Origin of the sequence: Paracoccus suum, assembly GCF_003324675.1 — a bacterium.
GTDB classification, from domain to species: domain Bacteria; phylum Pseudomonadota; class Alphaproteobacteria; order Rhodobacterales; family Rhodobacteraceae; genus Paracoccus; species Paracoccus suum.
Window position 1 is genome coordinate 2,334,417 of sequence record NZ_CP030918.1, and the last position, 12,877, is coordinate 2,347,293.

A 12,877-nucleotide genomic window follows, 5' to 3' on the forward strand; every position below is an offset into this window, starting at 1 on the left:
GCCCCATGAATGACGAACCCGCGGTCCACATCCGGGACTTGTGCAAGTGGTACGGCGATCTGCAGGTGCTGTATGACGTCGACCTGACCATTGCCAGGGGCGAGCGGCTGGTGATCTGCGGCCCATCCGGGTCGGGCAAGTCCACGCTCATCCGGACGATCAACGCCCTGGAGGGCTTCCAGAAGGGCGAGATCACCGTCAGCGGCGTGCGCCTGACGCGCGAGCCGGCGGTCGTCGAAGGTGTGCGGCGGCGCGTCGGAATGGTGTTCCAGCAGTTCAACCTGTTTCCCCACCTGACCGTACTGGAAAACTGCGCACTGCCATTGCGGCTGGTGCGCCGGTTGCCCGCGGCCGAGGCGCGCGACCGGGCGATGCACTACCTGACCAAGGTCCGCATCCCCGAGCAGGCGGCGAAATACCCCGGCCAGCTGTCCGGCGGCCAGCAGCAGCGGGTCGCCATTGCCCGCGCCGTGGCCATGCAGCCCGAGGTGATGCTGTTCGATGAGCCGACAAGCGCGCTCGACCCCGAGATGGTCAAGGAAGTGCTCGACGTCATGGTCCAGCTTGCAGCCGAAGGCATGACCATGGCGGTCGTCACCCACGAGATGGGCTTTGCCCGCGAGGTCGCGGACCGCGTCATCTTCATGGACGATGGCCGAATCGTGGAACATGCGCCGCCGGAGGTGTTCTTTACGACCCCCCGCAGCGAGCGCACCCAGGCCTTTCTGCGCCAAGTGCTGCACTGAAAGCGCGAATGATTATGTGCGTTTCGGGGGCTGGGTTTGCACCGCCATGATCCCCGTCCGCAAGCGCGCCGTGCGCCCAGTTATGAGGGCTGCGCCTCGGGGGCCGGCGGATTCGCCATGATCTCCCGCACGACCTCGGCTGGCCGGCAAAGCCGCGTGCCGCGCTCGGTCCGCACGAACGGACGGTTCAAAAGAATGGGATGCGCCTCGATTGCGTCCAGCAATTGCGCGTCGGACAACGTCGGGTCGGCCAGCCCCAGCTCGGCATATGGTGTCCCCGCCTCGCGGAGTGCCGCGCGCAAGGTCAGGCCTGCCTCGGTCACCAAGGCCATGATCGCGCTTCGGGTCGGGGGGTCGCGAAGGTAGTCGATCACCTCCGGCGTCTCGCCGCCCTCGCGCAAGGTCGCCAGCACCTTGCGGGAGGTGCTGCACTTGGGGTTGTGCCAGATGGTCGCGGTCATGGTCTCACCTCGCTTGGTGCGCTTTCGGGCGTGGTTGGCAACGGGCTGGCGGCGCATGGCGTTGCGCCGCCCAGAGTGCTGATGACTGTCGCCGAGACAGCACTGCTGTCCACCCCCGATCAAGCGAGGGCGGCCGCGGCGGGTTCAACGGCTGCCGCTATCGACTATGGGCGCAACGGCTTTCCAGCAAGAGCCGTTAATCGCGGGGCAGTAGCGTAGTCCGTAGATCGCTGCGCCGATCTCGGTCGATGGTGAACGAACTGGCCCTCGCTGGCCCCAAATTCGCAGCGCTGATCTCATTGCCCGGCATGGCCCGCGTCGCCGGGCCACACTACGGAAGCTCGCTTGGTATCCAGCCGATAATCCGAATAGCGGCGGTCCAGGATTTCCGCACCCAGTCGCTCGGCCTGCCCAACACAATCGGCGGGGTCATGGCGAACTTCACAGCGGCTGTTGCCGACACCGTGGACCACGCCGACGAAATCGGAATGGGTATAGCGCGAAAATTCCTGCATCTGGTGCACGATGCCCAGCGTGGCGCCCGGATAGGTCTCTTCCGAAGCGAGAACCAGCCCGAGCCTTTTGCCCGCCATCGCGCGCAAGACGCCCTGCGAGTCCGGTGAGGACGCCGCATAGTGGCAAAAGCACCTGTCGAAGAAGGCCTTGGTCTGCGCCGACATGCCGTACCAGTAGATCGGCGAGCAAAAGACGACGGCGCGAGCAGGCAGGAATTCCTGGAAAAAGAGCGCGCGGTATCCGTCATTGATCGTGCATTCGCCGTCCGGCCCACGGCAGGTGCGGCAGTCGCGCAGGAAGCTGGTTAGGTGATCGTCGAGAAAGCGCAGCGCGACGTCGGTCCCGGCGGCCTCGGCCCCGCGCCGCACCGCCTCGGCCAGCGTAGCGGAATTTCCCTGCCGGCGGGGGCTACCGATCAGGACTAGAAGTTTGTCGGACATGTCGGGCCATCCTTCACCAAAACTCGGGCCTTGAGCCCTTTGGAGTGGAGTGACGCTGCGCGATATGCTTTCTATTTATCAACTACCTACTATTTCCTCATATACTTACGATTTGGTTAGAATGGGCGGCCATGACCATTCGCAGGCAATCCTACAACGCTGGGCTCGGGCCGGTTTTCGCAATCCTGGGTGGCAAGTGGAAAGGCGTGATCCTGTGGGAACTGCATGATGGCGCGGAGCGATTTGGCGCGCTGAAGCGGCGCATCCCCGGCATCAGCGAGAAGATGCTGATCCAGCAGTTGCGCGAAATGGAGGCCGACGGCTTGGTGCACCGGGAGATGTTTCATCAGGTCCCGCCGCGCGTGGACTATTCCCTGACGCCACTCGGTGCCTCGCTCAACGAGGCCCTGAAGCCGCTGTGCGAATGGGGGAGGACGCATCTCGGTGAAGGTAGTGCGGAGACTGAGCCCGTTACGTGACGAGCGGGCGCTTGCTTATTCCGAGGACGCTAGAAAGTCGTCCACTAGCCCACTCGCTCTTTCGCGCATCTCCGGATCAAAGCTCAGGGGCGACAGCGAGGAGCGCTCGTTCTGGTCGAAGCCGTGGTCTGCATCCGCAAGGAGCGTCACCGTGATGCGCGCTCCGCGGCGCCGGAGGCGGTCGGCGAGATCTTCACAGGCGGGGGTGCTGATGATCTGGTCCTCGGCGGCAAGCAGCATCAGGATCGGCGGGGCGCGGGTCCAGTCGCCCTGGTCCGCGCCGTTCAGCAGGCCGCAATACGGGTAGAGCAGGATTACCGCGTCCAGGCTGGCAAGCAGCCGGGGGTGGGTGGCAGGCCAGCTTTGCAAAGCGGGCGAGGGCTGCCCGGTCACTGCCTGGCGCAGGAACTCCATCGCCGCCCAGCCGCCATGCGAGGCGCCGAGGACGACCCGCCGCCCCGGGGGCAGAACCGGATCGGCCAAGGCGACCGCGACATCCCCCGCACGCTCGGCCCCCGGCAGGGCCTGCCCGGCGCAGACCAGCCGCCAGGCCTCCAGTCGGTCGAGGCCGCGCGGGCTGTGGCTGTCGAGGACAAGGGCGAGGTAGCCGTGGCTGGCGAGCCGTCCCGCCCAGAAATCCATGTTGTCGTGGACACCGTCGCAGCCGGACAGCAAGACGGCGCCCCCGATTTCGGCGACTCCGGCAGGTGGAGGGGTAAGCTGCCAATACGGCAACAGCGCAGCGCGGCGCTCGGCCGCCGTGTCGGACGCACCCGTCCAGCCGGCCCATTGCCGCCCGGTGTTGACGCCGACGGCCAGCAGCATCAGCAACGCCACGGCGGCGGCGATCAGGCCCGTGCGCTTCAGCCGTTGTCGCATCCCTGCTGGAACCCTCTGTTGCAATGGGCGGCGAGGCGATCGCTGTCAGCCTGGGTCCACCCTTCAGGATCCGTCACGGCGACCCACGGGCCGATATAGTCGCGCGCATAATAGGAATGGCCGTGACCCGCAGGCGCGCTCGTCGCCAGGATCATGTCGACGACCAGCTGGAACTGGGTCACGACTGGCGTGAAGGTCAGGTCGGGCGATACGTCCGGGGCAGGGGCCTCGCGCATCCAGACCGGGGGCCGCCAGAAAGAGGCCGGCTCGTAAAACACGATCGGATCGCTGGAATACTGCAGGAACATCAGCCGCATGTCGCCCCAGCCCTGTGCGCCCCCCGCATCCTGCGTGTGGCTGGCAAAACGGATCAGACGGCTCTCGCCAACCTGTGGCGCGACATAGGGGGTGCCGGGATTGCGCTCGGCCATGGCCTCGTTCCAGCGAGCGGAAGGGAAGGGGGGACCGGCCCACAACGCACCGTTGATGGGGCTGTCTAGCAGCGAGAACAGGTCCGTCCCATACATCGACGCCCAGGCCCCGAGGCTGAGCCCGTGGATATAGAGGCGAGGCCTGCTGTCCCTCGGCAGGCTGCGCCAGTGGCGGTGCACCGCGCGGATCAGCGCCCGTGCCTGGTCCAGTCCGGCCCGCGTTTCCAGAAGCAGGGCCAATGGCGACTGCAGGTAGGAATACTGTACCGCGACCGATGCGATGTCGCCGTCTTGCATGTATTCGACCACGTCGAAACTGCCCGGATCGAGCCAGCCAGTGCCCGTTGGCATCGCAACGATCAGCACCTTGCGATCGAACCCGCCGAGGCGGATCAGTTCTTCCAGCGCCCGGTCGGCCCGGGCTTCAGCCGTGTCGGCCTCGGCCAGGCCGACATAAACGCGGATCGGGTTCTTGGCCGGACGTCCGCTGAAGGCAGCGATAGCCGCCCCATCGGGGCCGCCCGTGACGAAATTCCGGCCCGGCTGGCCCATCGAGCCCCAGTCGACCAGCGACGCCGCGCTGCCCGGCGTGCGGGGGTCCGCGGGCGCCGGCGGGGCGGTGTCGAACAACTCCTGCGCAGTGGTGTAGGATTCGTCCAAGGCGCGGACGACGCGGTCGAGCACGCCGTCCCGTGTGCCGATCGTCAGCGCGACGATCACGATCAGCAGGCCCGCAACATTCGCCGTCCGCCGCGGCATGTGGCGGTAAAGGCGCGCGCGCAACCGGTCGAACGCGCCCTGCACCAGGCCGCCCAACAGCAACAGCACGGCCAGCACGGTCACCGCGACGAGGACCATGTTGGGCACGTCGATGGTGTCGATCAACTCCATCCCCATGCGACTGCGGATGCCGTTCTGCCAGCCGCGCGCATGCCCGAGGCACAGAACGAGTGCCATCAGCACCGGGATAGCAGCGATCAGATGCCCGTAGAGCGCCGCGCGACCGCGCAGCATGGGCAGTTCCAGCGCGCGCCACAGCGTCAGCAGGAGGCGACCGATCATGTAGCCCAGCGCTGCGACAAGCCCGCCGAGCGCGCCTTGCACCGCCCAGGCCCGGGGAATCAGCGACGGGGTCAGCGAAGCCGCAAAGAGCACCAGCCCCAGAAATAGCGGCAGCAGCGACACGCCAAGGGAACGCCCAACGCGCATGTTTGCCATCCTCGGGTTCTACGCTGCACGTCAGGTTTCCCGATTGTGGGGGGAAAAGACAGTAGGGGTGACTGCGCGCGTCAGCCTAGAGACGAGCACAGCGCCCTGAGGAGCGCGAGGTCATGGGGTTGGAGTAAAATTCAAGATTAAAGGACAGATATTCAAGTGACTTAACATAACGGAGTGCCCTGTTCAATATCCTGAATATGGCGGGGCTGAACGGCCAATATCAAACGAGCGAGCGGCCGGAGCCAGAGCAGTTTGAATCTGTTAAGAACCATCCCAACTTTGTCGCCTCCAGCAGTCTTTCGTGCGAGCACAAGTACCTGTACTTCCGCTGCAACAAGCCGCCCTTCGACGACGTGCGGGGCCGCCTCGCGGCGGTTCATGCCATCGACCGCGACCAGATCTTGGAACTGCTGGGCGAATCCGCTTAGGCATTCAACAGCCACATCTCGCCGGTCAAGTTCGGACACACGGATGTGCGGAACTACCCGAGATACGACCTCTTATACTTGTATGTGACGCGGCGTTAACTGAACCTCCGGGCGGTCGTCGTAGCGGGCGAGCGCGCTCATCTTCGGATGACAAGGCGCCGATATGATGCTGTTGGCGGCGATTGATGAGATGAAGGCCGCGGGGGAGGATCCGGCGGTCAATGTCAAGGTATTGCTTGACTCAGACGAGGAGCAGGGCTCGCCCACGCTGGGCGGCGTGATCGAACGTAACCTCGATCAGTTGAAGGCCGACGCGCTGGTGGTGCTCGACGGCCCGATGCACGAGAGCAACCGGCCGACGCTGGTCTTCGGGAACCGCGGGCTGCAGGCTGCAACCTTGACCGTGTTCGGCGGCACGAGTGAACTGCACAGCGGGCACTATGGCAACTATGCACCCACCCGATCCAGTGCGCATCCGCATGATGGGCGGCACGGTTCCGACCGGCGCGGCGGTCCAGGCGCTGAACGTGCCCTTCGCTATTGTGCCCTTGGTCAACTCGGACAATCGTCAGCACAGCTTTGATGAGAACATGCGAGTAGGAAATTACCTCGACGGCGTGAAGGGGCTGGTCAGCCTGCTGACGCACCGTTCTGAATGCTGCTTGACGCAGCCCAGGCCAGGACAGGATCTTTCGCAATAATCGAAATCCTGTCCTCGCAACCAGATTCTCTGCAGTGCAAGACCTCCTTCTCGCAGGAGGTCTTACCGTCCGGAGTGTCCTCCACACCCAGCCTGACGCGCAGGATCGCTGCGAGGCTGCCCTGCAGTTCGATCCGCGGCGGCATCAGGTCGTCGCCTGTCGGCTCGGCGGATCGTGAGGGGGTCGATAAACCCGCTACCGCCTCCGGAACCTCGCACGCATAACGCCGCCCCATATGACGGCGTTTACCGATCAGGGTGGTCCGCCAGAACTCGCCAACCTGACCAGTTCGGGCCAACCCAACACGATTCGAGGGCACTCGCTCCGGGGATCAAGACCATCTACGTGCGCGATCAAGTCGACAAGGAACGACGTGTAGATTTTGACGATCGTGACCCCACTAGATCCCCTTCTTGCTCTGCCGTCAGCGGATAGGCCGACATGGCGACAAAAACGGCCATCAAACGCAGCGGCGCGATTAACTGCTTCGAGCCCTCAGCGCACATTGGTTCATCGAAACCTATATACTCTCGTGCCGAAACTCTGGTGGCGCCCGCTCGGCAGGAAATGCCTTTTAAGAGCCGAGATTACTTTGGTCGGATGCTGTCGCCCTCCTAGTTCCCGATCCGCAACTGCAAAGGGCTGGCTTTCCGACTGCTCCGAATGTCTGAACGACGGAAGTATCAACGCGTCCGGGGTTGCCGCCATCCTAGGTAACAGCCGCACCGCGCCGATGGCGGGTTCGGGGTGGTGCGCGCTAGGGGCGCGAAGGGACGTCGGTGTTGTCCACTTGCGAACTCCGTGTTGTTTCTGGCCAGCGATCAAGCTTCACTGACTACTGGTCAAACTCTATACGTGGAGGGCGGCGCGACTTTTAACTAAGGTTGCATTCCCGTAGGCTTTGCCCGATCGCGTAAAGCTTTTGGAGTTGGAGCGCCCGAGTGGGCGGATCGGTCCCTAGCGCTCGCTCCTCGAGCAGATCGGTGCTTGCTGGACTACCGCGCCGCGCTCCACTCGGTCTGCGTTTCGGCTAGTGTCAGGGCTCACCGAAGGAGAGTTCCGTCCCTAACAGGCCCGTTCACGCTCGCCTCACGGGAACAACTGTCAATTTCGGTCAGGACAGGTCACTTCAAGATTCCGTTCGAGCGCACGGGAGTTGCGCGCAGTTGGTCTTACGACGAGGACTGCGTGTCCGGGGGTCCGGCGGACGAAAGGGTCTCGATCAGCGTGGCGGCGCGTGTGTTCGACCGGCGGACGAACAATACGATATCCAGTGGAATACGGCCGTAATCAGCGGACAGCGTGACTGCCCTGCCAGTCGCGAGATCGGCCTGAGCGATCGAGTGGGGCGTCCAGCCTGCCCCGACACCCGCAGCAACCAGCCGGGACATCCCGACGGAAAATGCCGACTCGACCGCCGTCGGGCCCTCTAATCGGGCCACCGCGCGGCGTTCGTGGCTGGCGATGATCCGTCCCATGTAGCTGTCGGACGGGTAGCGGATGGTCGGGCAGCCAGGAGGCAGCAGCCCGGCCTTTGAGCGCCGCTCGCGCAGCGCGCCGCCCACGACGGGCACAAGCGCGTCGCGTCGCCACAGATACCGCATGATGCTGTCGTCGAACGGGGTGCCCTGAGCATCGCCGAGGCGGAATATGCCGTCGCCCAGGCTCGCCATGCCCAGATCAAGGCGCGGGCCTTTGGCCCGGATGGCGAACTGCGCCATCCTGTCTTGCTCGAACAATCACTGAAACGCCTGAAAGGCACCGAGCATTATGCAACCGAGCCCAACGTCACTGGAGCAGATGCGCGCGCATTTCGAGCTGCTCGACGCCGGCATCAGCTCCGGGCGCGCCGAGCTGATCCGGCTGCACCGGGCCGGGCTGATCGAGGATGAAACGCTGCACAACCTGGAACGCGATCTGGACATCGAAGAGGTGACGATTCGGTTCCAGCTTGATGACCTGTCGGACTGATCGCGGGTTTATTTGGAGGCGGTAGGTGAGATCATCTGTCGCGAAAGGAGGGGAGCTAGCCCCCGGCTCCGTCAGATTATTCTGCCTTTGCACCCGCGGATGAACTTCCCCCTGTGATCCACCGCGATTGTGACTCCGCCTCAGTCCCATCTGCCTGATCGAAAACGCTGCCGTCCATCGCCGTACTGTCGATAAGGCCGGGGCTCTCCACGACCAGCTCCAAAAGACTCATCAGCGTACGCGTTTGCTCACCCGTCAATCCGCCAAACAGCTCCTTCTGTCGCTCCAGCGAAGCGCTGATCAACGGCTTCAAGGTAGCTTCGCCCTCGGGACTGATGAACAGCAGCTTCTCGCGCGCGTCCTCACCCGAGGCCTCGCGCGTGATCAGACCGCGCTCCTCAAGCGTCGCCAGAGCGCGGCTGATCGTGTTCTGCGGGCGCGGAAAGAGAAACGCGATCTCCTTGGCGCGGATGCCGGGAAACTGCGAGATGGCGTAAAGCGCCGACCAGGCCTGCACCGGCAGGTCGAACTGCCGCCGCGTGAAGCGGTCCGTGACGAGGTTGTTTCCCAGCACGACATGGCTGAGCAGCATCAGCGGACCGAGCTCGCCCGAGAACAGCGTTTTTCGTCTGTGGTCCATAGCCGCGCATCCCTTCTGACCGGCCTCTTTTAGAATCCACGGCGGGGGGCCGCCATGCTTGCAAGATAAATCCATTTGGATCAAACTTCGATTCGAAGAGGGAGGAGATTGCGGAATGCTGGCACTTGGGGTGGATGTTGGCGGGACCTTCACGGACCTTCTGCTAGCGGATCTGGGCAGCGAGCGCGTGACGATCCACAAGACGCCGTCCACGCCGTCCAATCCGGCGCTGGGGGTGGTTGAAGGGATCACCGGCATCTGTGCCCTAGCGGGTGTGAAGCCGGCCGAGATCGAGATGCTATTTCACGGCACGACGGTCGGCACCAACGCCATGCTGACCCATAGCGGTGCGGTGACCGGCATGATCACCAACGCCGGCTTTCGCGATATTCTGCATATAGGCCGCCACCAGCGACCGCAGCATTACTCGATCATCCAGGATTTGCCGTGGCAGAGCCGCCCGATGATCCGCCGCAGGCACCGGCTGACGGTGAACGGGCGGCTCGACGCCTCCGGGCAGGAGTTGGAGCCGCTTGACGAGGTTGCGGTGGCCGAGGCGGCGCGCAAGCTTGGCGAGGCCGGCGTCGAGGCGGTTCTCGTCGGGTTTCTGTTCTCCTACGTCAACCCCGCCCATGAGCGGCGCGCGGCGGAAATCGTCCGCGGCGTGCTGCCGGACGTTTTCGTGACCACCTCGTCAGAGGTCGCGCCGCAATTCCGCGAGTTCGAGCGGTTTACCACGGCCGCCATGTCGGCGTTCATCGGACCCAAGGTCCGCCGCTACATTGCGGAACTCGAAGACCGGATGCGCGGCTTGGGCATCACGGCCGAGCTTCACGTGATGACCTCCAGCGGCGGGTTGGCGACGCCCACGATGATCGCGGAAAAACCCGCGGCGACGCTGCTGTCGGGTCTGGTAGCTGGCGTTCGCGCCGGCGCCTGGATCGGGCGGCACTCGGGAACCGACCGGCTCATCACGCTCGATATCGGCGGGACGAGCGCCGACATCGGCATCATCCAGGACGGCCGCCTGGCCGAGGCGGACGCGCGCAGCGCAAGCATCGCCGGCTTTCCGGTGATGCTGCCGATGATTGACATTCACACCATCGGTGCAGGCGGAGGCTCGATCGCCCACATCGACGCCGGCGGAGCGTTCCGTGTAGGGCCGCAGAGCGCGGGCGCGGACCCCGGGCCCGCAGCTTACGGCCGTGGGGGCACCTGTCCTACGGTGACGGACGCCAACGTCGTGCTGGGACGGTTGGTGCCCGAGCGCTTCCTCGGTGGCCGCATGGCGCTGGACCGCGCCGCGTCAGAGGCGGTGATCGCCACCCTTGCCGCGGAACTCGGGCGCGGGCCAGAGGAAACGGCAGAAGGGGCGCTGACCGTGCTGAACAGCAACATGGCCAACGCCATCCGTTCGCGCACCGTGCAGAAGGGCATCGATCCGCGGGATTTTACGCTCGCCGGGTTCGGCGGAGCCGGGCCGCTTCATGCTGCCGAAGTGGCGGGAATGCTGGGAATCCGCAGCGTGCTGATCCCGCGACATCCGGGAATCACTTCCGCGACGGGCCTGCTCACCGCGGATCTGGAATATCACGTCCTGCGCACCGCCTTTGCGGTCAAAGGCGCGATCGACGTGGATCGCCTGAATGGCCTCTTCGATGACATGGAGGCGGAACTGGCCAACCTTTTCGAGGGGGACGGCGTGCAGCCCGCCCGTCGAAAGCTGCTGCGCGAGGGCGATCTGCGCTACGTTGGGCAGGGCTACGAGCTGAAGATCGACCTGCCGGCCGGACTGTTGGACGAGGCTGCACTGGAGGGAGTATGGCAGGCGTTCCATGACCGCCACCGCGCCGAGTACGGGCACGCCTTCACCGATAGTCCGATCGAGATTGTCACGGTCAAGGCGCGGGGCATCGGCGAGGTCGAAAAGCTTGATCGACCTCCGCGGCCGCCCGAGCGTGCCGCGCCGCGGCCGGTAGGTCGTGGTCGATGCGTGTTCCGGGTCAATGACGTCCTCGGCGAATACGACATCCCCCATTATGAACGCGAGGAGTTGGGGGTCGATCAACCCCTTGAGGGGCCTGCGATCGTGCTGCAGATCGATACCACCACGGTCGTGCCGCCCGGCTGGAGTTTCGTACAGGACGCCGCCGGAAACCTCATGTTGACCCTGATCGATGCAGCCTGAGGAGGATGCGATGACGTCACCAATCGACCCCTTCCTTGCCGCTGTCATCCACGGCGCGCTGGAGAGCATCGCCATTGAGATGGGCCACAAGCTGATGCGGATGAGCTATTCCAGCATCATCCGCGAGAGCGAGGATTTCGGCGCGGCGCTGACCGACGCGCAGGGCAGGCAGCTGTGCGAATGCACCATGAGTACGCCGCTGCAGTCCGGTCCAATTCCGGGATATATCACCGGCATCCTACGCGAGTTGGAAGCGCGGGGCGATCACGTGCAGCCGGGCGATGTCTTCATGCACAACGACCCCTATGGCGGCGCCTCGCACGGCCCGGACGTGGGGTTTGCCGTGCCGGTTTTCCACCATGGCGCGCTGGTCGGTTTTTCGGTGACGACCGCGCACCATCTCGAAATTGGGGCCCTGACCCCCGGCAGTTGCGGTATCGTCGACGCGGTCGACACCTATGCCGAGGGGCTGCAGTTCAAGGCAATCCGGGTTTACGACGCCGGCCGCCGGGTCGAGCCCGTGTGGCAGATCTTGCGCGCGAATATCCGCATTCCCGACCTCGTGGTCGGCGACATGGAGGCGCAAGTCGCGGCGGCCCGTATCGGGGCAGAGCGCTATGGCGAATTGCTGGATAAATACGGCCTGGAGGCGGTGACCGCGGCCTATGAGAATCTGCTCGATTATTCCGAGCGGCTGATGCGGGCGGCGATCGAGCGCCTTCCGGACGGCAGCTACAATGCCCGCACTTTCATCGACGGGTACATTGACAGCGACGATCCGGCGCTGCGCGACCTACCCATCGAAGTGACCCTGACCGTCAAGGGCTCGGATCTGCATGTTGATCTGACAGGCACGGCGCCGCAGACTTCCAACCGACCGATCAACATGCCCTTCGTCGGCACCGTGGATTGCGCGGTCTGGCTTACGCTCCGCTCGATCCTGCTGGACAGCGAAATCTACGGGAACATTCCGCAAAACAGCGGTTTGACGCGGCCCATCACGATTCATGCCCCCAAGGGCTGTCTGGCCAATCCGATCTTTCCGGCCCCTGTAATTGCGCGTTTCTGTCCTGGAAATGCCCTGGCCGACACGATCATGAAGGCGATCGCGCCGGCGGTTCCTGAGCAGGTCAGCGCGGGGATCGGTAATTTGCGCGTCATGGCTTTCTCCGGCGCGTCTCAGGGCGCCCCGTGGGTGCACATGGAGATCATGGAGGGCTCGTACGGTGGCCGCGCCGGGAAGGACGGCATGGACGCGGTCGACACCCTCTACGCCAACACCCGCAACAACCCGGTCGAGGATATCGAGTCGCACCTACCCCTGCGGGTGCGGACCTATGAGCTGCGCGAGCGTGTGGCCGGACCGGGTAAATGGCGGGGCGGTATCGGCTCGGTCCGCTCCTTCGAGATGTTGGAGGACGGGGCCGTTTCTATCGAAGGCGACGGGCAGCGGTTCGCGCCCTGGGGCTTTGCGGGAGGGGCAGACGGCGCCCCGGCACGGATCGAGCTCGCCCGCGGCGGCAATCTTGCCCCCGAGGCTTTGCCGTCCAAGATTCCCTACCGCCACCTGTCACGCGGGGATCGCCTCACGGCGGTCGGTCCGTGCGGCGGCGGTTACGGCAATCCGCACGAACGTGATCCGCAAGCCGTTCTCGACGACCTTCTGGACGGCTTGATCACCGCGGATGATGCCCGCGCGCAGTACGGGGTCGCCATCGTGGATGGCGCGATCGACAACGCCGAAACGAAGCTTTTGCGCCGACCCGCTTGACCAACAGC

Annotated in this window: 14 protein-coding genes; 8 read left to right on the forward strand and 6 right to left on the reverse strand. The window is 64.7% G+C overall.

Annotation, left to right across the window (positions count from 1 at the left end; genetic code table 11):
- Positions 1-5 precede the first annotated feature (5 nt).
- The gene (locus DRW48_RS11375; protein WP_114076536.1) at positions 6-746 is read left to right on the forward strand and encodes an amino acid ABC transporter ATP-binding protein; all 741 of its coding nucleotides are present in this window, start codon (positions 6-8) and stop codon (positions 744-746) included.
- Positions 747-826: 80 nt separating this feature from the next.
- Here the strand turns inward: DRW48_RS11375 and arsC are convergent, their stop codons facing one another.
- Positions 827-1,207, reverse strand: coding sequence for an arsenate reductase (glutaredoxin) (gene arsC, locus DRW48_RS11380; protein ID WP_114077522.1), 381 nt, complete (start codon positions 1,205-1,207; stop codon positions 827-829).
- A gap of 296 nt (positions 1,208-1,503) precedes the next feature.
- Positions 1,504-2,163 carry a flavodoxin family protein gene (locus DRW48_RS11385; RefSeq protein ID WP_114076537.1) on the reverse strand — a complete coding sequence of 220 codons (660 nt, stop codon included), beginning with the start codon at positions 2,161-2,163 and terminating at the stop codon, positions 1,504-1,506.
- Positions 2,164-2,294: 131 nt separating this feature from the next.
- Between DRW48_RS11385 and DRW48_RS11390 the strand changes: the two genes are divergently transcribed.
- Complete coding sequence (locus tag DRW48_RS11390; protein ID WP_114076538.1) at positions 2,295-2,642, forward strand: winged helix-turn-helix transcriptional regulator; 348 nt, start codon at positions 2,295-2,297, stop codon at positions 2,640-2,642.
- Positions 2,643-2,657: 15 nt separating this feature from the next.
- On the opposite strand, the gene DRW48_RS11395 is transcribed toward DRW48_RS11390, so the two are convergent.
- Positions 2,658-3,521 carry a dienelactone hydrolase family protein gene (locus tag DRW48_RS11395; protein WP_114076539.1) on the reverse strand — a complete coding sequence of 288 codons (864 nt, stop codon included), beginning with the start codon at positions 3,519-3,521 and terminating at the stop codon, positions 2,658-2,660.
- Positions 3,506-5,161 carry an alpha/beta hydrolase gene (locus tag DRW48_RS11400; protein ID WP_241963249.1) on the reverse strand — a complete coding sequence of 552 codons (1,656 nt, stop codon included), beginning with the start codon at positions 5,159-5,161 and terminating at the stop codon, positions 3,506-3,508. Before DRW48_RS11400 ends, DRW48_RS11395 begins: the two co-directional genes overlap by 16 nt.
- Before the next feature lie 206 nt (positions 5,162-5,367).
- On the opposite strand from DRW48_RS11400, the gene DRW48_RS11405 reads away from it, so the two are divergent.
- The 3 genes from DRW48_RS11405 to DRW48_RS16545 all read left to right on the forward strand — a co-directional run bounded on the left by DRW48_RS11405 (position 5,368) and on the right by DRW48_RS16545 (position 7,181).
- Positions 5,368-5,598, forward strand: coding sequence for an ABC transporter substrate-binding protein (locus DRW48_RS11405; protein WP_199286088.1), 231 nt, complete (start codon positions 5,368-5,370; stop codon positions 5,596-5,598).
- A gap of 163 nt (positions 5,599-5,761) precedes the next feature.
- Positions 5,762-6,181 carry a zinc-binding metallopeptidase family protein gene (locus DRW48_RS11410; protein WP_199286089.1) on the forward strand — a complete coding sequence of 140 codons (420 nt, stop codon included), beginning with the start codon at positions 5,762-5,764 and terminating at the stop codon, positions 6,179-6,181.
- A 919-nt stretch (positions 6,182-7,100) separates the two neighbouring features.
- Positions 7,101-7,181 carry a hypothetical protein gene (locus tag DRW48_RS16545; protein ID WP_422385764.1) on the forward strand — a complete coding sequence of 27 codons (81 nt, stop codon included), beginning with the start codon at positions 7,101-7,103 and terminating at the stop codon, positions 7,179-7,181.
- Between the two features lie 290 nt (positions 7,182-7,471).
- Here the strand turns inward: DRW48_RS16545 and DRW48_RS11420 are convergent, their stop codons facing one another.
- Entirely contained in the window at positions 7,472-8,020 is a 549-nt protein-coding gene (locus DRW48_RS11420) for a LysR family protein (protein WP_114076542.1), read from the reverse strand.
- 49 nt (positions 8,021-8,069) lie between these two features.
- Between DRW48_RS11420 and DRW48_RS15975 the strand changes: the two genes are divergently transcribed.
- Positions 8,070-8,270 carry a hypothetical protein gene (locus tag DRW48_RS15975; protein WP_162784744.1) on the forward strand — a complete coding sequence of 67 codons (201 nt, stop codon included), beginning with the start codon at positions 8,070-8,072 and terminating at the stop codon, positions 8,268-8,270.
- Positions 8,271-8,346: 76 nt separating this feature from the next.
- On the opposite strand, the gene DRW48_RS11425 is transcribed toward DRW48_RS15975, so the two are convergent.
- Positions 8,347-8,910, reverse strand: a complete 564-nt coding sequence (locus DRW48_RS11425; RefSeq protein ID WP_162784745.1) for a MarR family winged helix-turn-helix transcriptional regulator — start codon at positions 8,908-8,910, stop codon at positions 8,347-8,349.
- A 115-nt stretch (positions 8,911-9,025) separates the two neighbouring features.
- Between DRW48_RS11425 and DRW48_RS11430 the strand changes: the two genes are divergently transcribed.
- Positions 9,026-11,098: a hydantoinase/oxoprolinase family protein gene (locus DRW48_RS11430; RefSeq protein ID WP_114076544.1), complete on the forward strand. Its 2,073-nt coding sequence runs from the start codon at positions 9,026-9,028 to the stop codon at positions 11,096-11,098.
- A gap of 10 nt (positions 11,099-11,108) precedes the next feature.
- Positions 11,109-12,869 carry a hydantoinase B/oxoprolinase family protein gene (locus tag DRW48_RS11435; protein WP_114077523.1) on the forward strand — a complete coding sequence of 587 codons (1,761 nt, stop codon included), beginning with the start codon at positions 11,109-11,111 and terminating at the stop codon, positions 12,867-12,869.
- Positions 12,870-12,877 lie beyond the last annotated feature (8 nt).

Coding starts and splice junctions, on each gene's coding strand:
- DRW48_RS11375 (WP_114076536.1), top strand. CDS start 6: ATGAATGACGAACCCGCGGTCCACATCCGGGACTTGTGCAAGTGGTAC.
- DRW48_RS11400 (WP_241963249.1), bottom strand. CDS start 5,161: ATGCGCGTTGGGCGTTCCCTTGGCGTGTCGCTGCTGCCGCTATTTCTG.
- DRW48_RS11385 (WP_114076537.1), bottom strand. CDS start 2,163: ATGTCCGACAAACTTCTAGTCCTGATCGGTAGCCCCCGCCGGCAGGGA.
- DRW48_RS11425 (WP_162784745.1), bottom strand. CDS start 8,910: ATGGACCACAGACGAAAAACGCTGTTCTCGGGCGAGCTCGGTCCGCTG.
- DRW48_RS11430 (WP_114076544.1), top strand. CDS start 9,026: ATGCTGGCACTTGGGGTGGATGTTGGCGGGACCTTCACGGACCTTCTG.
- DRW48_RS11435 (WP_114077523.1), top strand. CDS start 11,109: ATGACGTCACCAATCGACCCCTTCCTTGCCGCTGTCATCCACGGCGCG.
- DRW48_RS11390 (WP_114076538.1), top strand. CDS start 2,295: ATGACCATTCGCAGGCAATCCTACAACGCTGGGCTCGGGCCGGTTTTC.
- arsC (WP_114077522.1), bottom strand. CDS start 1,207: ATGACCGCGACCATCTGGCACAACCCCAAGTGCAGCACCTCCCGCAAG.
- DRW48_RS15975 (WP_162784744.1), top strand. CDS start 8,070: ATGCAACCGAGCCCAACGTCACTGGAGCAGATGCGCGCGCATTTCGAG.
- DRW48_RS11405 (WP_199286088.1), top strand. CDS start 5,368: ATGGCGGGGCTGAACGGCCAATATCAAACGAGCGAGCGGCCGGAGCCA.
- DRW48_RS11410 (WP_199286089.1), top strand. CDS start 5,762: ATGATGCTGTTGGCGGCGATTGATGAGATGAAGGCCGCGGGGGAGGAT.
- DRW48_RS11420 (WP_114076542.1), bottom strand. CDS start 8,020: ATGGCGCAGTTCGCCATCCGGGCCAAAGGCCCGCGCCTTGATCTGGGC.
- DRW48_RS11395 (WP_114076539.1), bottom strand. CDS start 3,521: ATGCGACAACGGCTGAAGCGCACGGGCCTGATCGCCGCCGCCGTGGCG.